The sequence below is a fragment of the Mycolicibacterium sp. XJ662 genome (assembly GCF_053484035.1).
On sequence record NZ_JBEFTL010000009.1, the window covers coordinates 1 to 23,091 of the forward strand.

A 23,091-nucleotide genomic window follows, 5' to 3' on the forward strand; every position below is an offset into this window, starting at 1 on the left:
GCCACGTTCGGGTGCCCATTCATCCCCAACGGCGAATTCATCCACAGCAACCCCACCGCAGCGTTCCGAACCGGCGGAAACCGTCGGCTTCCTCGCGACGGTGGACACATGACCACATCGCAATCACCCGATTTCTATCTGAACCGTCCCGGCGTGCTGATCGCCGCCTTACCCGCCGTGCTCGGCTTCGTGCCGGAAAAATCCCTCGTGCTGGTCACCGTCGAACGCGGCGCGATGGGATGTGTGATGAGAGTCGACCTCTCAGATGACCTGCCCGACTCCCTCGACCACATCGCCGAGGTGGCGGCCGGGGCCAGGCCGGACTCCGCGATCGCAGTGGTGGTCGACGAGCAGGGGGCCAACTGTCGGCTCTGCAACGACGACTACCGGCACCTCGCGGACGCGCTGACGACGTCGCTGGCCGAGCAGGGGATCGAACTGCTCGCCGCGCATGTGGTCGATCGGGTCGCGGCCGGCGGGCGCTGGCACTGCGCCGACGGTTGCGGCAGTGCCGGCACCGTCGAGGACCCGTCGGCGTCACCGCTGGCCGCGGCCGCCGTGTTGGACGGGCGCAGGCTCTACGCGCGTCGGGCCGAACTGCAGCAGGTCATCGCGGTCAGCGATCCGGGGCGCACCTCGGCGCTGGCCGCCGCGATCCGCGACGGCGGCAGACGCACCGATGCCCAGGCGCGACGCGATATCGAGGCCGCGATCGAGGCGGCCGCGCACGTGGCCGGCGGCGAGAAACTGTCCGATGACACGCTGGCCCGGCTCGCCGATGCGCTGACCGACCCGACCGTGCGCGACACGCTGTATGCGTTGGCGGTCGGGGAGAACGCCGGGCAGGCCGAGTCGTTGTGGGCCGAGTTGTGTCGGCGGCTGCCCGAGCCGTGGCGGGTCGAGGCGTTGGTGCTGCTGGCCTACTCGGCGTACGTGCGGGGCGACGGGCCGCTGGCCGGGGTGTCGCTGGAGGCCGCGCTGCGCTGCGACGGCACCCACCGGATGGCGCGCATGCTGGACACGGCGCTGCAGTCGGGGTTGCGCCCGGAACGGATCCGGGAGCTGGCCGCGACGGGGTTCCGGCTGGCCGACCGGTTGGGGGTGCAGTTGCCGCCCAGGCGCCTGTTCGGGCAGCGGGCGGGGTAGCGGTCTAGACCTTCTCGACCTTCACGGCGTGCGCCATCGGGTAGGGCAGCTCGACCTGCTCGTGGCCGGGGATGACGATCATGACCCCACCGTTGTCGTTGATCTGCACCGTCACCCTCGCGTTGGGCACCACACCGGCGTCCTTGAGCCGGCCGATGAGCTCGGCGTCGCCCTGGACGTGCTCGGTGAGTTGCCGCACGACAACGGCGACGGGCATACCGGCCGGTAGCTCGGTGAGCCGGACCAGGTTCATCTGGTCGGCGCCCAACGCCGAACCGGCCAGCCCGAGTTCGGACAGGCCGGGGATGGGGTTACCGAACGGGGAGGTGGTCGGGTTGTCGAGGACCTGCACTAGTCGGCGCTCGACGTCCTCGCTCATCACGTGCTCCCAACGGCACGCCTCGGCGTGCACTTCCTCCCACGGAAGGCCGATCACGTCGACGAGCAACCGTTCGGCGAGCCGGTGCTTGCGCATCACGGCCACGGCCAGCTGGCGACCCTTCGGGGTCAGCTCGAGATGCCGGTCGCCGGCGACATGCAGCAATCCGTCGCGTTCCATCCGCGAAACCGTCTGGCTCACGGTCGGACCGCTTTGATCGAGACGCTCAGCGATGCGCGCACGCAGTGGCACCACGCCCTCTTCCTCGAGGTCGTAAATGGTCCGCAGGTACATCTCAGTGGTATCGACAAGATCGTTCATGGCACCCTCCGTCACGGCGAGTCTACCGTCTTAGCTGGAGAAACTGGGGTCTAACGTGCCGCGATGGGGGCGTACTGGCCCCGACACAAGACAAGCCCGCCGGTTTCTCGGCGGGCCTGTCTGTCGGTTGTTAACTGGCGTAGGAGCGCAACCGGTCGGCGCGTTCGCCGTTGCGCAGCTTGGCCATGACCTCACGTTCGATCTGGCGAACCCGCTCGCGCGACAGGCCGAACAGCTTGCCGATCTGGTCCAGCGTGCGCGGCTGACCGTCGTCGAGGCCGAAGCGCAGCCGGATCACCTGCTGCTCGCGCTCGTCGAGGGTGGCCAGCACGTGCCGGATGTCGGTGTGCAGCAACTCCGAGATCACCGCGTTCTCGGCCGACATGGCCTCGGCGTCCTCGATGAAGTCGCCCAGCGGGGCTTCCTCGTCGCTGCCGACCGGCATGTCCAGGCTCACCGGGTCGCGGCTGTGCTCGAGCAGATCGGTGATCTTCTCCACCGGGATGCCCGACTCTTCGGCCAGTTCCTCGTCGGAGGCTTCGCGGCCCAACCGCTGGTGCATCTCACGCTTGATGCGGGCCAGCTTGTTGACCTGCTCCACGAGGTGAACCGGCAGCCGGATGGTGCGGCTCTGGTCGGCCATGCCGCGGGTGATCGCCTGACGGATCCACCACGTGGCATACGTGGAGAACTTGAATCCCTTGGCGTAGTCGAACTTTTCCATCGCGCGGATCAGACCGAGGTTGCCCTCCTGGATCAGGTCGAGCAACGGCATCCCGCGACCGGTGTAGCGCTTCGCAAGCGACACCACGAGCCGGAGGTTGGCCTCCAGCAGATGCCGACGCGCCGCCTCACCGTCGCGGACGATGGTGGCGAGATCACGTTTGCGGTTCTCGCCCAAGCGCTTCCGTGTCTCGAGGAGGTGCTTGGCGTAGAGGCCTGCCTCAATGCGCTTCGCGAGCTCAACCTCGTCGGCGGCATTGAGCAAGGCCGTTTTGCCGATGCCGTTGAGGTATACGCGCACGAGGTCCGCGGCCGGGCTCTGGGCGTCCAGGTCGTGGTCAACGCGGCTTGAGGTGGCATTTGCCATGACGGCCTCCTGATCGGGTCGAACTGTCATGAGCTACAACGCCCACGTGATCGAAAGAGTTCCCAGCGATCGGCCGGTTCACACACGTTGATCAGGGGTTTTTCGGTGACGACCTGAGAATGTGCTGAGAATCAGCCCAGAACGTCCTCAGCTGGGAACATCGCCTTTGGGCTCGTCCTCGCCCCCTTGCCCCGCTGCGTTCGGGGCCGCCGGTTCGCCGCTTTCGATGGCGGCTTGTTCAGCCGACTCAAACGCCTCGTGATGGCGTTCGCCGTTGTACCGGCGGGGCTCATCGGCGCGGCGCGGGGGACGGTCGTTGGCGATCAGCACCGCCATCCACGGCAGCGGGATGGAGATCACGATGATCGCCAACGAGATCAACCCGTTGTGCCAGATGCCGTACGCAATGGCCGCGAACACCAACGCCGGTACCCGAACCGACATGAGCACGAGGTACTTACGTACCCGTTGGCGGTGCTGTTCCTCGTAGGCGGGGGCGGCGCGAGTGATCAAGACGGGCCGGCCGTCGTCGTCGAAACTCAGCTCGTGGCCGTGTTTCATACCCCCACTGTTCCACACTCGTCGTCTGCTGTACGGGTCGGATCCGGGGGAGGCAGAATGGATGTATGCGAACCCAGACCATCGAGCGCACCGACACCGACGAACGCGTCGACGACGGTACCGACGACGACGCCCCGAAGTTCTTCCACTACGTCAAGAAGGACAAGATCGCCGAGAGCGCGGTCATGGGGACGCACGTCGTCGCGCTGTGCGGTGAGGTGTTCCCCGTGACGAAGTCGGCCAAGCCCGGCTCCCCGGTGTGCCCGGAGTGCAAGCGCATCTACGAGAAGCTCAAGACGTAGTCGGGTCGGCGTTCGCCGCCGCGGGTTCCGGTGCCGCGCCGACGGCGGCGTCAACGCCCGCTGGGCCGCGCGCCGCCTGACCCGATCCGTTCAGCGACTCGGCCTTACCCGCCAACCACCACCGGAAGCGTTTCGCATGGGTGGCCGGTGCCGGCCACTCCTCCTCGACGGCGGCGTTGAGTTCCGCGCCGATCATGATCGCGAAGCCGAGGAAGAACGCGAACAACAGGAACGCGATCGGCGTCGCCAGCGCGCCGTAGGTGTAGCCGGTGGCGGTGATCCAGGTCAGGTAGAACCGCAGGCCGAACGTGGCCAGCAGGAACACCGCGGTCGCGAGCACCGATCCCAGCAGCAGCCGGTGCGACGGCAGCGGTTTGGGCAGCGACACCCGGTAGAGAAGGTTCACCCCGATGATCAGTCCGAGCACCAGCACGGGGTAGTAGCCGAACCGCAGCACATGGTCCCAGCTGTCGGGGATGAACTCGGCGATCTTGCGCGGGCCCAACGCGATGAACGGGGCGGTGATGATCGCCAGGACCAACATCACCACGTACAGGCCCAGCGCGAAGAACCGCTGGCGCACCGGATGGCGCAGCGGTGTCTGGTCATGGGCCTCGGTGATCGAGTCGACGAAGGCCGAGATGGCCGAGGAACCGGCCCACAGCGAGATCACGAAACCGAGTGACACCACCTCGCCTCGCGCGCCCTGAACGATGTCGCGCACCGTCGGCTCGATGATCTCGATGACCACGTTCGACGAGAAGAACCTGCCCGCCGTGTCGATGATCTGGCTCTGGATCGTCGGCAGCGTCTCCGGACCGAACAGCGGCGCCACGTAGGCCAGGCTGCCGAGCATGCCCAGCAGCAGCGGCGGTAGGGAAAGCGCGCACCAGAACGCCGCCTGCGCGGACTCCGAGAAGATCGAGTCGTCCCAGCTTTTCGACAAGGTGCGGCGCACCATATGCCAAATGTGATGGCGCGACGGTCTCGCAGAAGCGGGCTGGTCCTCGTTCATGACCAGTCCAGCATTCCTGACGACAGCTGCAGCTGCCCAGCACGGCGCGAGCCGTGTCGTGGGGTCAGACCTCCACCGGGCTCACTTCGAGCTTGGCGGCCAATTCGACCAGCTTCGTCTCGTGCTTGTTGGCGTGGTGCTGGCAGAACAGCAGTTCGCCGCCCGACGGAAGCTTGGCACGTACCCGCGCGGCGGCCCCACACCGATCGCAGCGGTCAGCCCGGGTCAACTCGGGACTGGTGAGCGTTGCGTTCATGGCGACCTCCGTATTGCTTCGCGTGCTTCTACTGTCTCAGACGATTTGGCTTGAAGGCTTGTTCCCTGATCCTTACCGGTGTGTCGCGTCTCACCGTTACACCGGTTGGCCGAGACGGCAGGCTGACCATATGTCATCGCAGCCCGTTGCGTTGGTCCACCTCTGCGCCGCCGACGAGTGGCGCACGGCTCAGGAGGTCGGTGAGCACCGGCCGGCCTCGCTGGCGGCGTCGGGGTTCGTCCACCTGTCGACACCCGAGCAGGTGCATCTGCCCGCCAACCGGCTCTACGGCGGCCGCACTGATCTGGTGCTGCTGCGCATCGACCCCGCACGACTGTCCTCTCCGGTTCGCTGGGAACCCGGTGTCCCCGCCGATCCAATGGGGATGGAGTTCCCACATCTGTACGGACCATTGCCGATTTCGGCTGTGATCAGCGTCACGCCGTGCCTGCCGGACGCCGACGGACGGTTTGCGCCGCTGCCGTCCTAGCCGCCCCACGGCCGGGAGTGGGTCCTACGTACACTTACAAATCGTGGGCATTCTGTTAGGTCTCGCACCGTGGATCGTCTACTGGATCCTCGTCGGTAACGTGCCGTTCGCCCTCGCGGCGGTGGTCGCACTGGCGGTGGCGGTCGCCGGGTTCGCCCTCGGCCAGGTGCGCGGTGGCCCGGGCCGTGTTCTCGAAATCGGTGCTCTGGCAACGTTTCTCGTGCTGCTCGTGTTGACGTTGGTGGTCAGCCGGACGTTCGCGGCGCAGTGGATATTGCCGTTGAGCATTCTCGGGGTCCTGATCACCGCCCTGGTCGGCGTGCTGATCGGCAGACCGTTCGTGCGCGAGTTCGCCGAAGTGGGACAGCCCGACGCGATCGCCAAGAGCGATCTGTTCGCGCGGACCACCACGACGCTGACGTGGATCTGGGTTGGGGTGTTCGCGGGTATGGCGGTGTCGTCGGCCATCCCGCCGATCGTCGACGGTGAGGCCACCATCCGCGACACGGAGACGCCGCTGGCCTACATCTGCTACTGGGTCGTTCCGGCTGTGCTGCTGGCCGGTGCGGCGTTCGCGACCCGGGTGTTGCCGGACCGGATCACCGCGGGCGCCGACGACATCGTCCGCAAGACCACGTTCGTCGCGTTCGCCGAAGCCGAGATCGACCAGCTGATCTACCTGGCCACCGAACACGCCAACCGCGAGGCCGGGCCGGGTAAAGAAGCCTACGACATCAAGATCGGCGGCAAGGGAACGCCGCTGACCGGCGACGAGACGCGGGAGTCGTGGCCCTCGACGTACAAGGTGCGCGACAAGAAGCGCTGAACCGTTCGGTCAGCGTCAGGCCGCCTCGGCCAGACCCCGCCTGATCCGCGCCAGGCCCTCGGCGTTGTCGGGGTGCACGAAGATGAAGTTGTTCACGTAGTCGGGGGAGCGGCCGCCGCCGACGGTTTTGGCGTTCTCGGCCCGCTGCAGGGTCGCCGCGTCGAACTCCGCGCCGTCGTGCAGCGCCCCGCGGTGCAGGAAGTAGCCGCGGTAGCCCAGATCGGCGAAGAACGCGAATGCCTGCGCGATGCCGCCGACGTTGTGGCGCTCTTCGCACTCGACGATGCAGACCGGCTTCGCCGCGTCCAAGGTCTGCGCGGCCCCCCGCAACACCTTCAGTTCGTGTCCTTCGACGTCGATCTTGATGACGCCAAGCCGGTCGAACCCGAGGCGGTCGATGGTGGTGGTCGGCACCGTCACCGCCCGAAGCGAAAACCCGGGGTTGGCGTCCGCCTGAAGGGAGGAACGGGTCGCCACGTCCCGGCCGCGCCGCACCGGCACATGCAGGGTGGTCTCACCCGCTTCGTCGGACAGCGCGGTGGCGAGCACTTCGTTGGGGTCCTTGACGATGCGGCGTAGCGCGCTGACCAGACCGGGGTGGGCTTCCACGGCGAGCACCCTGCGGTAATGGCCGAGCGCGAAATACGAGTAGACACCGTCGTTGGCCCCGACGTCGAGGAAATCGCGCTGCGAATCGGCGAGCATCGGCACCAGTTTGAGTTCGGGTTCACCGTGGGCGAGTTCACGCTTGACGCGCTGACGGGCGCGAAGGGTGGTAACGAGACTCATGGGTTCACAACGTAATACGTGACAGCACCGCCGATGCGGAATTCAGTCGAGGTAGTCGCGCAGCACCTGCGACCGGCTCGGGTGGCGCAACTTGCTCATCGTCTTGGACTCGATTTGACGGATCCGCTCACGGGTCACGCCGTAGACCTGACCGATCTCGTCGAGCGTGCGGGGCTGGCCGTCGGTGAGGCCGAACCGCAACCGCACGACGCCCGCCTCGCGTTCGGACAACGTCTCCAGAACCGACTGCAGCTGATCCTGCAGCAGCGTGAAGCTGACCGCGTCGACGGCCACCACGGCTTCACTGTCCTCGATGAAATCGCCCAGCTGCGAATCGCCTTCGTCGCCGATGGTCTGGTCCAGCGAGATCGGCTCACGCGCGTACTGCTGGATCTCCAGCACCTTCTCCGGCGTGATGTCCATCTCCTTGGCCAGCTCTTCGGGCGTGGGCTCGCGGCCCAGGTCCTGCAGTAGCTCACGCTGGATGCGGCCGAGCTTGTTGATCACCTCGACCATGTGCACCGGGATGCGGATGGTGCGCGCCTGATCGGCCATCGCGCGGGTGATCGCCTGGCGGATCCACCACGTGGCGTAGGTGGAGAACTTGTAGCCCTTGGTGTAGTCGAATTTCTCGACGGCACGGATCAGGCCCAGGTTGCCTTCCTGGATCAGGTCGAGAAACGCCATACCGCGGCCGGTGTAGCGCTTGGCCAGCGACACCACCAGACGCAAGTTCGCTTCCAGCAGATGGTTTTTCGCGCGATCACCGTCGCGGCAGATCCACATCATGTCGCGGCGCTGCGCGGTGGTGAGCTTCTCGCCCTTCTCGGCGTACTCGGCCATCAGCTGGGTGGCGTACAAACCGGCCTCGATGCGCTTGGCGAGCTCAACCTCTTCTTCCGCGTTGAGCAGCGCGACCTTGCCGATCTGCTTGAGGTACGCACGCACCGAGTCCGCCGAGGCCGTCAGCTCGGCGTCCTTGCGGGCCTGCCGCAGCGCCTCGGATTCCTCTTCGTCCCAGACGAAGTCACCGGAGGCCTTGTCCTTCTCGGACGGCTCGGCGATCTCCTCGTCGTCGTCGTCGCCGGTGGCCACTACTTCGACGGCGGCGCTAGCAGGCGCGGCCTCTTCGGCCTCTTCGGCGTCGTCCTCGATGTCTTCGAGTTCGAGGTCGGCGGTGTCGACGTCGTCGGCGAGGTCCTCACCGGGCTCGACGTCAAGGTCTTCGGTGGTCTCGACGTCGGTGGCGTCGTCGTCGACCTTGGCCTCCGCCGCGGTGGCCTTCTTGGCGCGGCCACGTGGGGCCGCCCCGTCGGTCTTGGCCTTGGTGGCCCGCGACGCCGGCTTGGCCTTGGCGGCAGCGGCCTTGGCCGGAGCGGCCTTGGCCGGTTTGGTGGTCGCGCGGCTCTTGGACTTCGCGGCCTTCTTGGCCGGCGGTGCCCCGGTGGCAGACTTTGCGGCCCCGGCACTCGCAGACTTCGCCGCTGGAGCCTTCTTGGCGGGGGTCTTGGTAGCGGTGCGCTTAACCGGCTCGTCGGTTGCCGGGCTTGCCTTTGTCGCTGCCACGTACGCCCTTTCGTCTTTCATCTCTTCGTTGGCCGGTATCCACGCGAAGTGCGGGGATGCGTGCACCATCGAAGAGCGTTGGCTGTCGAATATTGGCGGTTGATCTCGCCGCTATCCGGGATGCGGCCGCCGTCGACCATTGTAACGACAGTGTGGGAGACGGCTGTCCTGAGCGGCAAATTCGGCCCTGCCGGGCGTGCCTACTTGGCGGTAGCTGTGACGTCGACCTCAGCGGCCATCGCGGCGCCGACGATTCCCGCGGTGTTGCGCAGCGAGGCGGCTACCACGGGGGTGCGGTTCTCGAGCAACGGGATCCACTTGTCGGCCTTGCGGCTGATTCCGCCGCCGGCGATGAACAAGTCGGGCCAGATCGCGTTTTCGATCGCCACCAGCACTTTCGTCACCTCGCGGGTCCAGCGTTCGTAGCTCCAGCCCTTCTTTTCCTTCACCGAGGACGCGGCGCGATGCTCGGCTTCCTTGCCGCCGACCTCGAGGTGGCCGAACTCGGTGTTGGGCAGCAGCGCGCCGTTGTGGATCACCGCCGAACCGATCCCGGTGCCGAACGTCAGCAGCACGATCACCCCGGTGTTGTCGCGACCGGCACCAAATCTTTCCTCGGCGAGTCCTGCGGCGTCGGCGTCGTTGAGGACGGTCACGCGCTGCCCGTCGAGATGGGCGCTGATGGCGTCGCGCACGTTGGTGCCGATCCAGCCCTTGTCGACGTTGGCGGCCGTGTGGGCGACGCCGTCGACCACCACGCCGGGGTAGGTGACCCCGAGCGCCTCGGTCCAGCCGAACTCGCGGACCACCGCGGCGATGGTCTCGGCCACCGCGTCGGGAGTCGCGGGCTGCGGGGTGGCGAGCTTGTACCGTTCGCCGATCAGCGCGCCGGTATCGAGGTCGACGATGCCGCCCTTGACGCCGCTTCCGCCGACGTCGACGCCGAAGCCGCGGCGTTGCTTACCTCCGTTGGTCGACGGGTCGGCGGCTGGGGAATCGGTCGCGGTCATTCGCGCTCCTCTACGAGGGCAGGCAGGTCATGCGCCCCACACCTTAGTAGTTCAGCGGGGTTCCGACGGGGCATCGTCGCCCATTGTGCTGCGATAGGGATGTGAGCGAAACCAACTCCGATCCCGTGCAGTTGCGCAAGGTCGCCGAACAACTCGCCGATGAGGCCGCGACGTTCGTGGCACAACGGCGCACTGAGGTGTTCGGCGATACCGCCGCGGACCCGGACTCCGGGTCGGCCGTGCGGGCCAAGAGCACGCCGACCGACCCCGTCACCGTCGTGGACACCGAGACCGAACGGCTGTTACGGGACCGGCTGGCCGTGCTACGTCCCGGCGAACCGGTCCTCGGCGAGGAGGAGGGCGGATCGGCCGCCGTGGCCGACGGACAGCTCACCTGGGTGCTCGATCCCATCGACGGCACGGTGAACTTCGTCTACGGGATCGGCGCATATGCGGTGTCGGTCGCGGTACAGCGCGACGGCGCATCGGTGGCGGGTGCGATCGCCGACGTGCCCACCGGTGCGCGGTACTCGGCCGCCGTCGGTCACGGCGCGCTGCTGCACCGGGCCGGCGAGACGACCCGGCTGCGGTGCAGCACCGCCACCGAGCTGTCAATGTCGTTGGTAGGCACCGGATTCGGCTATGACGTCGAGCACCGCCGACGGCAGGCCGAACTGCTGACCAAGATCGTGCCCGCGGTACGCGATATCCGGCGCATCGGCTCGTGCGCGCTCGATCTGTGCATGGTGGCCGCCGGACAACTCGACGGCTACTACGAAGCGGGTGTTCAGCTGTGGGACTGGGCCGCGGGTGCGCTGATCGCGGCCGAGGCCGGCGCGACAGTGCGGCTGCCGCCCGATGACCTTCCGGCCGGAACGCCGGGAATGGTCCTGGCCGCCGCGCCCGGTATCGCCGAGGCGCTCAGCGACGCGGTGGGCCTGGCCTAGCAGGCCGCGGTGTGGATCTCAGACAGCAGCCCCGGGTCGGGCGGCTGGGTGGCGTCTGGGCGCAGGCTGGCCAACATCGCCTCGATATCGTCGCCGCTGCTGAGTTCGGTGAACTCGGTGCCGAGCGCAAGATCGACGGTGTCGTCGGGGCGTTGGTCTTCGAACAACTCCGTGCAGGGCGCGACCAGCCAGACCGCGGCCGCCGCGGCCCGCCCGGAGGGACCGAACCGGATCTGGCCGTGGCACTCGAGCCTGGCGCTGACGTAGATGGAGTCGTTCTCGGCGGTCGGGTCGGTGAATCCGCGGTCACGCAGGGCGCTGGCCACCTCGGCGGCCTGACCACCCTGGCCGCTGGCGTTGAGCACGCGGATCTTGGTGTCGGCGAGCTTGGCCGGCATCACCTCGGTCATCTCCGCGCGCGACACCTGCTCGCCGAGCGGCGGTGGTGGCGGCGCGGCGGGATCGGTCGGCGCCGGCGGCGGGTTGCACACGGTAGCCTCGTGCACATCGGCTGGCCGGTTCAGGGCGACGACCCAGACCAACAGCGTCACGATCGCCAGTGCGACGAACATCACGGTTGCCGGTACGTAATGGCGCCGACGGAACGGGCGACCGTGCCTGTCGAACGCGGTTCCCTCGGTGATTTGCGCGACCACGACTGCACTCTAGAGGCAGTGGTCTAGAGTCCCTCGGGCGGCGCCCACCAAGCTGTGACGTAAATCACAGTAGAACCTGTGCCAATACGGGCACGAATCATTTGGTGGATGCGTTCGACGCTGGTACAAAGCTCTGCTGCAACGTTTATCGGAGGGGACGAGGATGGCTACCGATTACGACGCCCCACGGCGAACTGAGAGTGATGACGTCTCAGAAGACTCGCTGGAAGAACTGAAGGCGCGCCGCAACGAGGCCCAGGCTGCCGTCGTTGACGTCGACGAATCGGAGTCCGCGGAGTCTTTTGAGCTGCCAGGCGCTGACCTCTCCGGCGAGGAGCTGTCGGTGCGCGTCATTCCGAAGCAGGCTGACGAGTTCACCTGCGCCAGCTGCTTCCTGGTACACCACCGCAGCCGACTGGCCAGCGAGAAGAACGGTGTGATGCTCTGCAGCGACTGCGCGGCCTGACGGGTGCGGTTCGGGGATCTGCTACTGCTGTGGGCCGCGCAACGCGGTCAGCACACGATCCGGGTGACGGCAACTGACCAGCCAGTACGGGGTGGGATCGTCGGGATCGTCGAGGACCAACAAAATCATGGGGCCCACCCATGCGCGGTGCAGGACGTAAGCCGCCGGGTCGAGTTGGCGGCCCAACGCCGCGGACTTGGCGCTGCGCGGCACCTCCGCGGAGCGCGACACCACGCTCATCGGCAGGTGCGCCGCACCCACCCACAACTCGGTGTCGTCGGCGTCGCTGACCACCCGCACCTCGGTCCTGCCGAGCCACAGCAGCGTGATGGCGGCGACCGGCAGCAACACCGCATACGGCACCCAGCCCGACAGGCCGGGCACCCCCCGGTTCACCTGGAACGCGAGCAGCGCGCCGAAGCCGAGGCCCGGCGGCCACCACCACCAGGGCACCCACAACCGTTCCCGGTAGCGCACGGTTTGGGACGTGGCACGCGTGTCTGACACGCGGCCAAGGGTAATCTCTGACGTCGTGTCCACCACTTTGGCGGTCGTGCGTCTGGACCCCGATCTGCCCATGCCCCACCGCGCGCATGAGGGCGACGCGGGCGTCGACCTCTACAGCGCGGTCGATGTCGAACTGGCCCCCGGCCAGCGGGCACTCGTTGCGACCGGCATCGCGGTCGCCATCCCACACGGGATGGTCGGGCTGATCCACCCCCGTTCGGGTTTGGCTGCCCGCGTTGGGCTTTCGATTGTGAACAGCCCGGGTACCATTGACGCCGGCTACCGTGGTGAGATCAAGGTGGCGCTGATCAACCTCGATTCCCAGGCGCCGATTCTCGTGCACCGCGGCGACCGGATCGCACAGTTGCTCGTGCAGCGCGTCGAACTGCCCGAGTTGGTGGAGGTGACGTCATTCGACGAGGCGGGCCTGGCTGACACATCCCGTGGCGACGGCGGCCACGGTTCCTCCGGCGGACATGCGAGTTTGTGATGGCATTCGGTAAACAAGACAACGACAACACCTCCGACGAGGTGGGCGCAGTAGACGATGAGCTCGAAGGTCCCTTCGACATCGACGATTTCGACGACCCGTCGGTGGCCGCGGTGGGCCGGCTGGACCTGGGCTCGGTGCTGATCCCGCTGCCCGAGGGCGGCCAGGTGCAGGTGGAGGTGTCCCAGCAGGGCGTGCCAAGCGCGGTCTGGGTCGTCACGCCCAACGGCCGGTTCACCATCGCCGCCTACGCCGCGCCGAAGTCCACCGGGCTGTGGCGCGAGATCGCCACCGAACTGGCCGAGTCGCTGCGCAAGGACGTGCCGTCGGTGAGCATCCAGGACGGCCCGTGGGGCCGCGAGGTCGTCGGGGTGGCCGCCGGCGACGCCAACCAGGCCGGTGTGGTGCGGTTCATCGGCGTCGACGGCTACCGCTGGATGATCCGCTGCGTCGTCAACGGCACCCAGCAGAACATCGATGCGCTGGCCGAAGAGGCGCGAAATGCGTTGGCCGACACTGTGGTTCGCCGCGGTGACACCCCGATGCCGGTGCGCACCCCGCTGACCGTTGAGCTGCCCGAGCCGATGGCCGAACAACTGCGCGTCGCCGCCGAGCAGGCCGCCGCCCAGCAGGCCCAGCAGGGCGGTCAGCAGCCGCCGCTGACCGAACCGACCGCGCGCCGTAGCGTGCAGGGCTCGGCCATGCAGCAGCTGCGCACCATCACCGGCGGTTAGGGATTTCGGCGTACTTCGGCACGCTCAGCGTGACCGACTGCACCCAAATCGCAGGCGTGTAGCGCGGCCACGCACGCCGCGCCGACCACCGCAGGATCCGCACCCATCTCGTCGAGGGTGAACGTGCGCAGCGCGGCCCGCGGCGCGGCTGCCGCCCACTGCCGTGCCACGTCGACCGGATGTACGGGGTCATCGACGGCGGCGGCCACACCCATCGGGGCCGCGAGCCGGGTCAACTCGTCGCAGGTCGGCGCGACGTAGCCGGCGGCCTCCTCCATCGCGTCGGGCAGCGACGGCCACTGCGCGGCCCACGAGCGGGCCAGTTCGTCGGCCAGCCAGCGCGGGCTCGACGCCCGCATCGTCGCGGTGGCCGCGTCGAGCCCCTCGTCGCGCAGCAACTGCGCGGAGTGGCGCGCAGCCATCGCGGCCGGCGCCGTTTCCGGGGAGCCCGACCACGCGGGCAGCGCCGCGAGCACGGCCACGGTCTGCCCCGGATGCTCCAACGCCCACGCGGTGGCCACCGCCGCGCCGATCGACACCCCGCCTACCGCGACCGCGCCGTCGCGGCCGGCGTCGCGCAGCGCCTCGCGATAGCCCGCGACGAGCCGGTCGGGTTCCGGCGCCGGGGTGACCATCACCGCGCCCGCATCCCACAGCGCGGCCGAGAATGCCCGGTGAACGTAGTTGTCGTCGGACCCGGTGCCGGGCAGCAGCACCACGGTCACCCCACGCAGATTGACGGCCATCCGACGATCGTGCCAAGCCGCGAAATCGCCCGGCGTGGCGACTCCACCCCACGTGGCATATCGGAACCAACAGGTCTACGGTGGCGTTGATTGGGGTAGATCTATGGAAGATCTGCGAAAGGTCAGGAGAGGCCATGGCTACGGCCGAAGGGTATCTGCGCCGGCTCACGCGGCGGTTGACGGAGGACCCGGAGCAACTCGATGTCGAAGAGCTCAGCGACGAAGCCGCGAGTACCGGCGCACAGAAGGCGATCGACTGCGAACGCGGTCAGGAAGTGACGATGATCGGCACACTGCGCAGCGTGGAGTGCAACGGTAAGAGCAGCACCGGCGTCAAGGCCGAACTGTTCGACGGCACCGACTCCGTGATGCTGGTCTGGCTGGGCCAGCGCCGCATCCCCGGTATCGAGTCGGGCCGCACCCTCAAGGTGCATGGCCGGGTCGGCAAGCTCGACAACGGCTCCAAGGCCATCTACAACCCGCATTACGAGATTCAAAAGTGAGCGAGCCCGGAACCGTACCGGGTGAACCGAGCAACAAGGTCAACGCCGTCCTCGCCCAGGTCGGCGGCATCAGCGGGCTGATCTACTCATCGCTGCCGGTGGTGGTGTTCGTTCCGGCGTCATCGCTGTTCGGGCTGGTGCCCGCGGTCATATCGGCGCTGGCGGTGGCCGCGCTCATCCTGGTGTGGCGGCTGGCGCGCCGCGAGACCGCACAGCCTGCGGTCTCCGGCTTCTTCGGTGTCGGCATCTGCGCGTTGATCGCCTATGCGATGGGGGAGTCGAAGGGCTACTTCCTGCTGGGCATCTGGACCTCGCTGCTGTGGGCGTCGGTGTTCACGCTGTCGGTGCTGGTGCGCCGGCCCGTCGTCGGCTTCGTATGGGCGTGGGTGAGCGGGCACGACCGCGGCTGGCGCGACGTGCGCAAGGCGGTGCGGGTGTTCGACGCGGCCACGCTGGTCTGGGTGCTGGTCTTCGCCTCGCGGTTCGTCGTGCAGCACCATCTGTACGACGCGGACCAGACCGGTTGGCTGGGCGCCGCGCGCATCGCGATGGGCTGGCCGCTGACCGCTGTCGCCGCGTTGGTCACCTATCTGGCGATCCGTTCGGCCCAGCGCGCCATCCGCGCCCACGAGGCGGCGCACCCGGGCACTGCGGCCGACGCCGCGCACTCCGAGCGCGACGGCGTGGCCCAATCGGATGCCCACTGAGGCCACTGGTCGACGTCGGCGCGCCGACAACACCGACCGGCCGCTGATCGCGGTCGCCGTACTCGCGTCCTTCGTCGCGTTTCTCGACGGGTCGGTCGTCAACCTCGCGCTGCCGGCGATCAGCACCGAGTTCGGCGCCGGGCTGGCGCTTCAGCAGTGGGTGGTCGACGGCTACCTGCTCACGTTGGGCGCGCTGATCCTGGTCGCCGGCGCCGTCTCCGATCAGTTCGGCCGGCTGGCGGTGCTGCGCATCGGGCTGGTGGTGTTCGCGGTGTCGTCGGTGCTGTGCGCGGTCGCGCCCACCGGATGGGTGCTGATCGCCGCGCGCTGCCTTCAGGGTGTGGGCGCGGCATTTCTGGTGCCCAGCTCGCTGGCGATGATCAACGCCCGGTTCTCCGGCGCCGCCCAGGCCCGCGCGATCGGTACCTGGACGGCTTGGACCGGAACGGCTTTCGTCATCGGGCCGCTGCTGGGCGGGGTGCTCGTCGACGCGTTGAGTTGGCGGTGGATCTTCGGTGTGAACATCGTGCCGCTGGCCGTCACCCTGTACCTGACGACGAAGCTGGACACCGACGAGTTCGCCGCGCCCGACGGCGCCGCGGGCGGGCGCCGCGTGGACGTCGTCGGGGCGGTGCTGAACGCCGCCGGGCTCACCGGTGTGGTGTATGCGCTGATCGAGGGCCAACGCCTCGGCTTCTCGCATCCGGCGGTGGTGGTCGCCATGCTGGTCGGCTTGGCGTGCCTGTGCGCGTTTCCGTGGTGGGAACGTCGCACACCGCATCCGATGATGCCGCCGGGCATCTTTGGCGCCCGCAACTTCGCCGTCGGCAACCTCGCCACCGTATTCCTCTACGGCGGGCTGTCGCTGGGCATGCTGATCGTCGCGCTGTTCTTACAGGAGACCGCCGGGTTGTCGGCGACGCAGGCCGGGTTGGCGACGCTGCCGGTGCCGGTGCTGTCGTTTCTGCTGGCCCGCCGCTTCGGCGCGTTGGCAGGCAGGTACGGCCCGCGGCTGTTCATGGCCGTCGGCCCGGTGATCGCGGCCGCCGGCTATGTGCTGATGGCCGCGACGCGCGAACCGTTCGACCTCTGGACGCAGATGCTGCCCGGCCTGGCGGTGTTCGGACTCGGGCTGACGGTCACGGTGTCGCCGTTGACGGCGGCGGTGTTGGCCGCGGTGCCGCCGTCCCAAAGCGGTGTCGGGTCGGCCGTCAACAACGCGATCTCGCGCATCGCGGGGCTGATCGCCATCGCGTTCACCGGCGTAATCGTCGGCGGCGCAGTCGATTTCGACGGTTTCCGCCGTGGCGCGCTGGTGACGGCGGCCATGTTGGTCATCGCGGGCGTCGTGTCGGCGCTGGGCATCCGCAATGTGCGCGGCGAACTGGGCCGAGTCGACGCCGATGCGGTGGCGCAGTGTCACGACCGGCCGAGCCCGCCGCCTTCTTTCGTGAGCTGGGCATCGGTGCACTAAGATCAGCGCGGCTGGCGGTTCAGCAGCAACGTCTTGAGGTCGTCCTCGGCTTCGGCGACGGCCACGAACAACAACTCGTCGCCGCCCTCCAGCGGTTCGTCGGACTCGGGCACGATCACCCGCGGGCCGCGCAGAATCGTCACCAGCGCGCAGTCGCGGGGCAGTTCGAGGCGCTTGACCGGCCGTCCGCCCCACGGGGTGTCGTCGGGCAGCGTGATCTCGACCAGGTTGGCCTGGCCTTTGCGGAACTCCATGAGCCGCACCAGATCACCGACCGCGACGGCCTCCTCGACCAGGGAGGCCAGCATACGCGGCGTCGACACCGCGACATCGACGCCCCAGCTCTCGTCGAACAGCCATTCGTTGCGGGGGTCGTTGACCCGGGCCACCACCCGGGGCACCGCGAACTCGGTCTTGGCCAGCAGGCTCACCACGACGTTGACCTTGTCGTCGCCGGTGGCCGCGATCACCACGTCGAACTCCTCGAGCTTGATCGCCTCCAGCAGGGTGAGCTCGCAGGCGTCGCCGAGCCGCCACTGGGCGGCGGGGACCGCGTCGACGTCGATGTGGTCGGGGTTGCGTTCGAGCAGGGTCACCTCGTGGGTGTCGACGAGTTCGCGGGCAATGGAGCGGCCGACGGCGCCGGCACCGGCGATGGCGACTTTCATAGCGTCTCTCTAGCCCTCGATGTCCTCGCTTGGCGGCAACGCCGCGATCGCCAGCGCTTCGGCGATATGTCCGGCGATGGCGGCCATGAACACCTGATCGCCGGCCTGGATGACGGTCTTCGTGTCGGGCAGCACGCCCTCACCGAACCGGATCAGAAACGCGACCCGCCCGCCCGTGGCGGTCTCCAGATCCGACATCGGCCGTCCGACCCATTCCTCGTGCAGGGCCAATTCGGTCACGCCGACGTTGCCGGTGGGGTCGCGCCATTTCGCAGTCTCGGTTTCGCGGGTGAGCACGTTGAGCAGCCGGTCGGTGGTCCACGGCACGGTCGCGACGGTCGGGATGCCCAGCCGCTCATATACCGCGGCGCGTTTGGCGTCGTAGATGCGGGCGACCACCCGCTCGACGCGAAACGTCTCGCGCGCCACCCGCGCCGAGATGATGTTGGAGTTGTCGCCGGAGGACACCGCGGCGAACGCGCCGGCCTCCTCGATGCCCGCCCGCAGCAGCACGTCGCGGTCGAATCCCATACCGAGCACCCGTTCCCCGGGGAACTCCGGGGACAGCCGGTGAAACGCGGTGCTGTCGCGGTCGATAACCGCCACATCGTGACCGATTCTGGCCAGGCTGTCCGACAGCGACGCCCCAACCCGGCCGCAGCCCATCACCACTACCCGCACCTGACGGTCCTTCCTGTTCGAACCCGCGCAGTCGGAACGCTACCGCTTTCCCGCGGTTATCGACCGTCAGGCTTACCCTTGGCACTCGTGTCCAAGCTTTCGACCGTCGCACGACGGTTGGTTCTCGGCAGACCGTTCCGCAGCGACAAGATCTCGCGCACGCTGCTACCGAAGCGGATCGCGCTCCCGGTGTTCGCCTCCGATGCGTTGTCGTCGGTGGCCTATGCGCCGGAGGAGATCTTCCTGGTTCTGTCGGTCGCGGGTCTTACCGCGTACTCGATGACGCCCTGGATCGGGCTGGCCGTGGCCGCGGTCATGTTGATCGTCATCGCCAGCTACCGGCAGAACGTGCACGCCTACCCCTCGGGCGGCGGCGATTACGAGGTGGTCTCCACCAACCTGGGACCGACCGCGGGCCTCACCGTGGCCAGCGCGCTGCTGGTGGACTACGTGCTGACCGTGGCGGTGTCGATGTCGTCGGCGATGTCGAACATCGGCTCCGCGGTGCCGTTTGTCAACCAGCACAAGGTGTTGTTCGCGGTGGTGGCGATCCTGTTTCTGGCGGCGATGAACCTGCGCGGTGTGCGCGAGTCGGGCACCGCGTTCGCGATCCCCACGTACCTGTTCGTCATCGGCATGTTTCTGATGCTCGGCTGGGGCTTCATCCAGCTCTACCTGCTCGGTGAGCCGTTGCAGGCGGAGTCGGCCGATTTCGAGATGGAGCCCGAGCACGGCGATGTCCTCGGGTTCGCCCTGGTGTTTTTGGTCGCTCGGGCGTTTTCCTCCGGCAGCGCGGCGCTGACCGGCGTCGAGGCGATCAGCAACGGGGTGCCGGCGTTTGAGAAACCGAAGTCGCGCAACGCGGCCACGACGCTGACGTTGTTGGGTGCGCTGGCGGTCACGCTGTTCATGGGCACCATCATGTTGGCCAACGAGACGGGGGTGCAGATCGCCGAGCGCCCGCATGAGCAACTGGTCGGGGCGCCGCCGGACTACCAACAGAAGACAATGCTCGCCCAGCTGGCCGACGCGGTGTTCCACGACTTCTCTTTCGGGTTGCTGTTGATCACGATAGTCACGGCGCTGATCCTGGCGCTGGCGGCCAACACCGCCTTCAACGGATTCCCCCTACTCGGGGACATCTTGGCCCAAGACCGTTACCTACCGCGCCAACTGCACACCCGCGGTGACCGGTTGGCGTTCTCCAACGGCATTCTGTTTCTGGCCCTGGCGGCCATCGCGTTCGTCGTCGCGTTCGGCGCGCAGGTGACCTCGCTGATCCAGCTCTACATCGTCGGGGTTTTCGTCGCGTTCACGTTCAGCCAGACGGGCATGGTGCGGCACTGGACGCGGCTGCTGCGCACCGAGACCGACACCGCCGCACGCCGCAAGATGATGCGGTCCCGAGCGATCAACGCGGTCGGATTGGTCTGCACCGGAACGGTCTTGGTCATCGTGGTGGTGAGTAAGTTCGTCGCGGGCGCCTGGATCGCGATCCTGGCGATGGCGGCCCTGTTCGGGATCATGCGGCTCATCCGGCGCCACTACGACACCGTCGCGCGCGAACTCGAGGAACAGGCGGGCGAAATCGGTGACCTGGTGCTGCCCAGCCGCAACCATGCGGTGGTGCTGGTGTCCAAACTGCATCTGCCGACCATGCGCGCGCTGGCCTATGCCAGGGCCACCCGTCCGGACGTGCTGGAGGCGATCACCGTCGGCGTCGACGACGCCGAGACACGTGCCCTGCGGCACAAGTGGGAGAACAGCGACATCAGCGTGCCCCTCAAGGTGATCGCGTCCCCGTACCGGGAGGTCACCCGCCCGGTGATCGACTACGTCAAGCGGGTGTCCAAGGAGTCGCCGCGCACGGTGGTGACGGTGTTCATCCCGGAGTACGTCGTCGGTCACTGGTGGGAACAGATTTTGCACAACCAGAGCGCACTGCGGCTGAAGGGAAGGCTGTTGTTCGAGCCGAACGTGATGGTGACATCGGTTCCGTGGCAGTTGAATTCGTCGGAGCGGCTCAAGACCATGCAACCGCAGTCCGCGCCGGGCGACGTGCGCAGGGGTTTCCTGGAGTGACCGAACCGCTCGACGCGACCCCGGCCTATCTCACGCTCACCACCGGGCCCGCGGCCAACGGGGGCAGCTGTGTGGCCCGCCATGACGGGCGCGTGGTGTTCGTCCGGCACGCGCTGCCCGGGGAGACGGTGCGGGTGCGCTTGCGGGAGGGCGCCGCCGATCACGGAAAGTACTGGCACGCCGACACCGTCGAGGTGATCGAACCGTCGACCGACCGCGTCGCGTCCATCTGTCCGATCGCTGGCGTCGACGGCGCCGGGTGTTGCGATATGGCGTTCGCCACACCGGAGGCGCTGCGACGGCTGAAGGGTTTCGTCGTCGCCAACCAACTGGCCCGGCTCGGCGGCTACTCCTGGCTCGACGAGCAACAGGCCACCGCCGAACCCGTGGGTGAGGGCGAGGCCACCGGTTGGCGGACCAGGGTGCGGTTGCACACCTCAGCCGACGGTCGCCTCGGCTTTCACCGCTATCACAGCTCGGAGGTGGTCACCGAACTCGGTTGTGCGCAACTGCCCGCAGGCATGCTCGACGGGCTCGACGAGCGTTCCTGGCCGGTGGGTGCCCAGGTGCACGTCGCGCTCGACGACGACGGCGTCCGCCACGTCGTGCAATCGGGGCCGCGCACTGGGCGCAGGGCCGCCACGCAGGTGATCGACGGTAATTACGAAGCGCTGCAGCGGGTCGGGCGACGGACCTGGAAGGTGCCGGTCACCGGGTTCTGGCAGGCCCACCGGGACGCGGCGCAGACCTACAGCCGGCTGGTGGCCGGCGCTGCGCAGCTGCAGCGGGGGATGACCGCATGGGATTTGTACGGGGGCGCAGGAATTTTCGCCGCGGTGCTCGCCGAGGCCGTCGGCGAGACCGGCCGGGTCATTACCGTCGACACGTCGCGCGCTTCCTCGCGCGCGGCACGTGCCGCGCTGGCCGACATGGGCTGGGTAGCGGTGGTCACAGATTCCGTGCGCCGCGCGCTGAAGGCGCAACGGCGGCGCGCAGACGTCGCGGTGCTCGACCCGCCGCGGTCGGGCGCGGGCCGCGAGGTGATCGAACTGTTGGCCGACGCCGGGGTGCCGCGGGTGATCCACATCGGATGTGAGGCGGCGGCATTCGCGCGTGACGTCGGGCTGTATCTGGGCCACGGATACACCGTCGAACAGGTGCGGGTCTTCGACTCGTTTCCGCTGACACACCACGTCGAGAGCGTCGCGGTATTGACCCGCTGAGCAGCGGCGCAACCGCGAATTGGCAGGCTGGCTTTTATTTTTTTCTCGGGTATGGTCGGACCAAGTGATGGTTGCCACTGTGAAAAGGAGCAACGATGGCTAAACAATCTGCAAAGAAGCCCGGGAAGTCAATTAAAGAGCGTCGGGCAGAGAAACGAGCCAAGGTCGAAGCGACTGAAGAATTCCTTCCGAAGCGTAAGCGCTCGGGTTAGTCGTGACTGACCTGACCTGCACAAATTATCGGCTCTGAGGCACGGTTTCAGGGCCGATAATTACTGTGTAGACATCGTTTTATCGGTGCAGAACTAAAATCGCGGCGCAAACGCAAAGAAATTTTTTCCACGCCGGTTGCGTTCGAACTAATTGCGACACCGCAACGGGCAAACTCTTTGCTTTTAGAAACTCGATAGCTAACGAAGAAGGGACGTAAAACGTGGACGCCGTGATGAGGCGCACGGACCTGCCTGGCGAAGCGGCGACACCGGCCGATCGCACCGAATTGGATGCACTGGAGGAGGCGCTGGCCAAGGCAGGCGGCGCATCGACCGGTGAACGCAGCGCCGCGTACCGCAAGGGCTACACCGCGGCAACTCGATTCGCACGCATCTGTGTCCTCGATCAAATGGCAGTCATCGCAATGGATTTCACCAACGCTTCGCGTAACGGGGAGCGCTGGTCACAACGTCACCGCACCAGGACGTTGGCCGCGCTCCGCACGATTTCCCAGCGACTCGCTGAGGCGCTACGTGCGGAGCCGCGTGACGATGTGGCAGCAGGCTACCGGGATGGAATCCAGGTAGCGCTGGAACTCACCAGAGAACAGAAGCGCGCTGTGCAACGAGAAACTCGGTTGCGCAACGCTCAAGGGATAGCCGTCTAGTTGCGGCGCAGGGGTGCTCGAATCAGCACCCATGAGTCGAATGGAGTCTCAGTTGGCAGTCCGGGAGATCGGCTCGTCGCCGATTGTTTTCGGTCAGGCGACAGAGCTATACGAGTCCATGGCCGCGGAGTTCCGCCGCCATGGTGTCAACGACGGCGAAAGCGCTGAAACCGAAGGCGCAGAGTCGATCATCGTCATCGTCGATGACGAGCTGATCGATTCGATTGTCGCCGATGGTCATTTCAGCCGCGCGAGACGCCAGGAGCGGGCGAGCGAGAACCAGATCTGTGACTTCGTCACCGACACCGCCATCTCCACCGGAGCCCAGCGGCTGCTGGTGGTTTGCGATGTGCGCGCCACCCGCGACGGGAAGAAGGCCCGGGTGGTCGACTGGGTGCGGGACCTGGCGCACCGGATCAGCTACGAGTGTTCGATGAACGGGGTTCAGGACTTCGCCACATCGATGGCGCTCGTGCGTTCCGACGCCGAAGCCGATCGCACATCACGCGCGGTCGTGGACTGGTACAAGGGGATTCGTCCCGCCGGCGGTTGGTTCTAAACACAGCCGGTCGGCGT

Annotated in this window: 28 protein-coding genes; 15 read left to right on the plus strand and 13 right to left on the minus strand. The window is 67.4% G+C overall.

The genetic code is table 11. The features are described 5' to 3' along the window. Positions 1 to 108 precede the first annotated feature (108 nt). Positions 109 to 1,146: a DUF4192 domain-containing protein gene (locus ABQE93_RS20505; RefSeq protein ID WP_448410068.1), complete on the plus strand. Its 1,038-nt coding sequence runs from the start codon at positions 109 to 111 to the stop codon at positions 1,144 to 1,146. A gap of 4 nt (positions 1,147 to 1,150) precedes the next feature. On the opposite strand, the gene ABQE93_RS20510 is transcribed toward ABQE93_RS20505, so the two are convergent. The 3 genes from ABQE93_RS20510 to ABQE93_RS20520 form a co-directional block, all read right to left on the minus strand. Next, positions 1,151 to 1,846: an iron-dependent transcriptional repressor DtxR gene (locus ABQE93_RS20510; RefSeq protein WP_448391089.1), complete on the minus strand. Its 696-nt coding sequence runs from the start codon at positions 1,844 to 1,846 to the stop codon at positions 1,151 to 1,153. 130 nt (positions 1,847 to 1,976) lie between these two features. Further along, positions 1,977 to 2,936 (minus strand): sigma-70 family RNA polymerase sigma factor, encoded by a 960-nt coding sequence (locus tag ABQE93_RS20515; RefSeq protein ID WP_448391090.1) that lies wholly within the window; start codon positions 2,934 to 2,936, stop codon positions 1,977 to 1,979. Positions 2,937 to 3,083: 147 nt separating this feature from the next. Continuing rightward, the gene (locus tag ABQE93_RS20520; protein WP_448410069.1) at positions 3,084 to 3,497 is read right to left on the minus strand and encodes a DUF3099 domain-containing protein; all 414 of its coding nucleotides are present in this window, start codon (positions 3,495 to 3,497) and stop codon (positions 3,084 to 3,086) included. 65 nt (positions 3,498 to 3,562) lie between these two features. Here ABQE93_RS20520 and ABQE93_RS20525 point away from each other — a divergent pair, with 65 nt between their 5' ends. Beyond that, entirely contained in the window at positions 3,563 to 3,799 is a 237-nt protein-coding gene (locus tag ABQE93_RS20525; RefSeq protein WP_448391092.1) for a DUF3039 domain-containing protein, read from the plus strand. Here ABQE93_RS20525 and ABQE93_RS20530 read toward each other — a convergent pair. Together ABQE93_RS20530 and ABQE93_RS20535 are read right to left on the minus strand one after the other, a co-directional pair. Then, positions 3,789 to 4,814 carry a YihY/virulence factor BrkB family protein gene (locus ABQE93_RS20530; protein ID WP_448410071.1) on the minus strand — a complete coding sequence of 342 codons (1,026 nt, stop codon included), beginning with the start codon at positions 4,812 to 4,814 and terminating at the stop codon, positions 3,789 to 3,791. The two genes, ABQE93_RS20525 and ABQE93_RS20530, sit on opposite strands and share 11 nt — an antisense overlap. A 64-nt stretch (positions 4,815 to 4,878) precedes the next feature. After that, positions 4,879 to 5,070 carry a DUF7455 domain-containing protein gene (locus tag ABQE93_RS20535; RefSeq protein ID WP_448391094.1) on the minus strand — a complete coding sequence of 64 codons (192 nt, stop codon included), beginning with the start codon at positions 5,068 to 5,070 and terminating at the stop codon, positions 4,879 to 4,881. 130 nt (positions 5,071 to 5,200) lie between these two features. Between ABQE93_RS20535 and ABQE93_RS20540 the strand changes: the two genes are divergently transcribed. Both ABQE93_RS20540 and ABQE93_RS20545 read left to right on the plus strand, forming a co-directional pair. Beyond that, a complete protein-coding gene (locus ABQE93_RS20540) occupies positions 5,201 to 5,560 on the plus strand; it encodes a DUF952 domain-containing protein (RefSeq protein ID WP_448410073.1) in 360 nt (119 codons plus the stop codon). Positions 5,561 to 5,603: 43 nt separating this feature from the next. Beyond that, positions 5,604 to 6,386 carry a hypothetical protein gene (locus ABQE93_RS20545; protein ID WP_448410075.1) on the plus strand — a complete coding sequence of 261 codons (783 nt, stop codon included), beginning with the start codon at positions 5,604 to 5,606 and terminating at the stop codon, positions 6,384 to 6,386. Between the two features lie 15 nt (positions 6,387 to 6,401). Here the strand turns inward: ABQE93_RS20545 and ABQE93_RS20550 are convergent, their stop codons facing one another. From ABQE93_RS20550 to ppgK, 3 genes are all read right to left on the minus strand, one after another. After that, the gene (locus ABQE93_RS20550; RefSeq protein ID WP_448410077.1) at positions 6,402 to 7,175 is read right to left on the minus strand and encodes an FkbM family methyltransferase; all 774 of its coding nucleotides are present in this window, start codon (positions 7,173 to 7,175) and stop codon (positions 6,402 to 6,404) included. A 42-nt stretch (positions 7,176 to 7,217) separates the two neighbouring features. Then, a complete protein-coding gene (locus tag ABQE93_RS20555) occupies positions 7,218 to 8,741 on the minus strand; it encodes an RNA polymerase sigma factor (RefSeq protein ID WP_448410079.1) in 1,524 nt (507 codons plus the stop codon). A 200-nt stretch (positions 8,742 to 8,941) separates the two neighbouring features. Continuing rightward, complete coding sequence (gene ppgK / locus ABQE93_RS20560; RefSeq protein WP_448410081.1) at positions 8,942 to 9,751, minus strand: polyphosphate--glucose phosphotransferase; 810 nt, start codon at positions 9,749 to 9,751, stop codon at positions 8,942 to 8,944. Positions 9,752 to 9,852: 101 nt separating this feature from the next. On the opposite strand from ppgK, the gene ABQE93_RS20565 reads away from it, so the two are divergent. After that, the gene (locus tag ABQE93_RS20565) at positions 9,853 to 10,698 is read left to right on the plus strand and encodes an inositol monophosphatase family protein (protein ID WP_448410083.1); all 846 of its coding nucleotides are present in this window, start codon (positions 9,853 to 9,855) and stop codon (positions 10,696 to 10,698) included. Here ABQE93_RS20565 and cei read toward each other — a convergent pair. After that, positions 10,695 to 11,354 carry an envelope integrity protein Cei gene (gene cei, locus ABQE93_RS20570; RefSeq protein ID WP_448410085.1) on the minus strand — a complete coding sequence of 220 codons (660 nt, stop codon included), beginning with the start codon at positions 11,352 to 11,354 and terminating at the stop codon, positions 10,695 to 10,697. The two genes, ABQE93_RS20565 and cei, sit on opposite strands and share 4 nt — an antisense overlap. 163 nt (positions 11,355 to 11,517) lie before the next feature. Between cei and ABQE93_RS20575 the strand changes: the two genes are divergently transcribed. Further along, complete coding sequence (locus ABQE93_RS20575; RefSeq protein ID WP_448410087.1) at positions 11,518 to 11,820, plus strand: DUF4193 domain-containing protein; 303 nt, start codon at positions 11,518 to 11,520, stop codon at positions 11,818 to 11,820. Between the two features lie 21 nt (positions 11,821 to 11,841). Here the strand turns inward: ABQE93_RS20575 and ABQE93_RS20580 are convergent, their stop codons facing one another. Continuing rightward, the gene (locus ABQE93_RS20580) at positions 11,842 to 12,327 is read right to left on the minus strand and encodes a DUF3093 domain-containing protein (RefSeq protein WP_448410088.1); all 486 of its coding nucleotides are present in this window, start codon (positions 12,325 to 12,327) and stop codon (positions 11,842 to 11,844) included. Between the two features lie 25 nt (positions 12,328 to 12,352). Here ABQE93_RS20580 and dut point away from each other — a divergent pair, with 25 nt between their 5' ends. Beyond that, complete coding sequence (gene dut / locus ABQE93_RS20585) at positions 12,353 to 12,817, plus strand: dUTP diphosphatase (RefSeq protein WP_448410090.1); 465 nt, start codon at positions 12,353 to 12,355, stop codon at positions 12,815 to 12,817. Further along, the gene (locus ABQE93_RS20590) at positions 12,817 to 13,551 is read left to right on the plus strand and encodes a DUF3710 domain-containing protein (RefSeq protein WP_448410092.1); all 735 of its coding nucleotides are present in this window, start codon (positions 12,817 to 12,819) and stop codon (positions 13,549 to 13,551) included. The genes dut and ABQE93_RS20590 overlap by 1 nt, the downstream gene beginning before the upstream one ends. Here ABQE93_RS20590 and ABQE93_RS20595 read toward each other — a convergent pair. Continuing rightward, positions 13,548 to 14,297 (minus strand): alpha/beta hydrolase family protein, encoded by a 750-nt coding sequence (locus ABQE93_RS20595; RefSeq protein WP_448410094.1) that lies wholly within the window; start codon positions 14,295 to 14,297, stop codon positions 13,548 to 13,550. The genes ABQE93_RS20590 and ABQE93_RS20595 overlap by 4 nt on opposite strands. Positions 14,298 to 14,431: 134 nt before the next feature. Between ABQE93_RS20595 and ABQE93_RS20600 the strand changes: the two genes are divergently transcribed. From ABQE93_RS20600 to ABQE93_RS20610, 3 genes are read left to right on the plus strand one after another with little or no spacing between them, the layout of a single operon-like run. Beyond that, positions 14,432 to 14,800 (plus strand): OB-fold nucleic acid binding domain-containing protein, encoded by a 369-nt coding sequence (locus ABQE93_RS20600; protein ID WP_448410096.1) that lies wholly within the window; start codon positions 14,432 to 14,434, stop codon positions 14,798 to 14,800. Beyond that, complete coding sequence (locus tag ABQE93_RS20605) at positions 14,797 to 15,507, plus strand: DUF3159 domain-containing protein (RefSeq protein WP_448410098.1); 711 nt, start codon at positions 14,797 to 14,799, stop codon at positions 15,505 to 15,507. Before ABQE93_RS20600 ends, ABQE93_RS20605 begins: the two co-directional genes overlap by 4 nt. Then, positions 15,497 to 16,981 carry an MFS transporter gene (locus tag ABQE93_RS20610; RefSeq protein ID WP_448410100.1) on the plus strand — a complete coding sequence of 495 codons (1,485 nt, stop codon included), beginning with the start codon at positions 15,497 to 15,499 and terminating at the stop codon, positions 16,979 to 16,981. The genes ABQE93_RS20605 and ABQE93_RS20610 overlap by 11 nt, the downstream gene beginning before the upstream one ends. 2 nt (positions 16,982 to 16,983) lie before the next feature. On the opposite strand, the gene ABQE93_RS20615 is transcribed toward ABQE93_RS20610, so the two are convergent. Beyond that, the gene (locus ABQE93_RS20615) at positions 16,984 to 17,649 is read right to left on the minus strand and encodes a potassium channel family protein (protein ID WP_448410102.1); all 666 of its coding nucleotides are present in this window, start codon (positions 17,647 to 17,649) and stop codon (positions 16,984 to 16,986) included. Positions 17,650 to 17,658: 9 nt separating this feature from the next. Beyond that, positions 17,659 to 18,330: a potassium channel family protein gene (locus ABQE93_RS20620; RefSeq protein ID WP_448410103.1), complete on the minus strand. Its 672-nt coding sequence runs from the start codon at positions 18,328 to 18,330 to the stop codon at positions 17,659 to 17,661. A 78-nt stretch (positions 18,331 to 18,408) separates the two neighbouring features. Here ABQE93_RS20620 and ABQE93_RS20625 point away from each other — a divergent pair, with 78 nt between their 5' ends. From ABQE93_RS20625 to ABQE93_RS20640, 4 genes are all read left to right on the plus strand, one after another. Beyond that, positions 18,409 to 20,412 carry an APC family permease gene (locus tag ABQE93_RS20625; protein WP_448410105.1) on the plus strand — a complete coding sequence of 668 codons (2,004 nt, stop codon included), beginning with the start codon at positions 18,409 to 18,411 and terminating at the stop codon, positions 20,410 to 20,412. Then, entirely contained in the window at positions 20,409 to 21,635 is a 1,227-nt protein-coding gene (locus ABQE93_RS20630) for a class I SAM-dependent RNA methyltransferase (RefSeq protein WP_448410107.1), read from the plus strand. Before ABQE93_RS20625 ends, ABQE93_RS20630 begins: the two co-directional genes overlap by 4 nt. 433 nt (positions 21,636 to 22,068) lie before the next feature. After that, a complete protein-coding gene (locus ABQE93_RS20635) occupies positions 22,069 to 22,515 on the plus strand; it encodes a hypothetical protein (protein WP_448410109.1) in 447 nt (148 codons plus the stop codon). A gap of 13 nt (positions 22,516 to 22,528) precedes the next feature. Next, positions 22,529 to 23,074 carry a hypothetical protein gene (locus ABQE93_RS20640; protein ID WP_448410111.1) on the plus strand — a complete coding sequence of 182 codons (546 nt, stop codon included), beginning with the start codon at positions 22,529 to 22,531 and terminating at the stop codon, positions 23,072 to 23,074. The last annotated feature ends 17 nt before the right edge of the window (positions 23,075 to 23,091 follow it).

What these genes read in the sequence shown, in the direction of transcription:
- ABQE93_RS20535 (WP_448391094.1), bottom strand. Translation starts at nt 5,070, where the DNA reads ATGAACGCAACGCTCACCAGTCCCGAGTTGACCCGGGCTGACCGCTGC.
- ABQE93_RS20575 (WP_448410087.1), top strand. Translation starts at nt 11,518, where the DNA reads ATGGCTACCGATTACGACGCCCCACGGCGAACTGAGAGTGATGACGTC.
- ABQE93_RS20610 (WP_448410100.1), top strand. Translation starts at nt 15,497, where the DNA reads ATGCCCACTGAGGCCACTGGTCGACGTCGGCGCGCCGACAACACCGAC.
- ABQE93_RS20590 (WP_448410092.1), top strand. Translation starts at nt 12,817, where the DNA reads ATGGCATTCGGTAAACAAGACAACGACAACACCTCCGACGAGGTGGGC.
- ABQE93_RS20505 (WP_448410068.1), top strand. Translation starts at nt 109, where the DNA reads ATGACCACATCGCAATCACCCGATTTCTATCTGAACCGTCCCGGCGTG.
- ABQE93_RS20515 (WP_448391090.1), bottom strand. Translation starts at nt 2,936, where the DNA reads ATGGCAAATGCCACCTCAAGCCGCGTTGACCACGACCTGGACGCCCAG.
- ABQE93_RS20600 (WP_448410096.1), top strand. Translation starts at nt 14,432, where the DNA reads ATGGCTACGGCCGAAGGGTATCTGCGCCGGCTCACGCGGCGGTTGACG.
- ppgK (WP_448410081.1), bottom strand. Translation starts at nt 9,751, where the DNA reads ATGACCGCGACCGATTCCCCAGCCGCCGACCCGTCGACCAACGGAGGT.
- ABQE93_RS20530 (WP_448410071.1), bottom strand. Translation starts at nt 4,814, where the DNA reads ATGAACGAGGACCAGCCCGCTTCTGCGAGACCGTCGCGCCATCACATT.
- ABQE93_RS20510 (WP_448391089.1), bottom strand. Translation starts at nt 1,846, where the DNA reads ATGAACGATCTTGTCGATACCACTGAGATGTACCTGCGGACCATTTAC.
- ABQE93_RS20595 (WP_448410094.1), bottom strand. Translation starts at nt 14,297, where the DNA reads ATGGCCGTCAATCTGCGTGGGGTGACCGTGGTGCTGCTGCCCGGCACC.
- ABQE93_RS20550 (WP_448410077.1), bottom strand. Translation starts at nt 7,175, where the DNA reads ATGAGTCTCGTTACCACCCTTCGCGCCCGTCAGCGCGTCAAGCGTGAA.
- ABQE93_RS20525 (WP_448391092.1), top strand. Translation starts at nt 3,563, where the DNA reads ATGCGAACCCAGACCATCGAGCGCACCGACACCGACGAACGCGTCGAC.
- ABQE93_RS20520 (WP_448410069.1), bottom strand. Translation starts at nt 3,497, where the DNA reads ATGAAACACGGCCACGAGCTGAGTTTCGACGACGACGGCCGGCCCGTC.
- ABQE93_RS20540 (WP_448410073.1), top strand. Translation starts at nt 5,201, where the DNA reads ATGTCATCGCAGCCCGTTGCGTTGGTCCACCTCTGCGCCGCCGACGAG.
- ABQE93_RS20615 (WP_448410102.1), bottom strand. Translation starts at nt 17,649, where the DNA reads ATGAAAGTCGCCATCGCCGGTGCCGGCGCCGTCGGCCGCTCCATTGCC.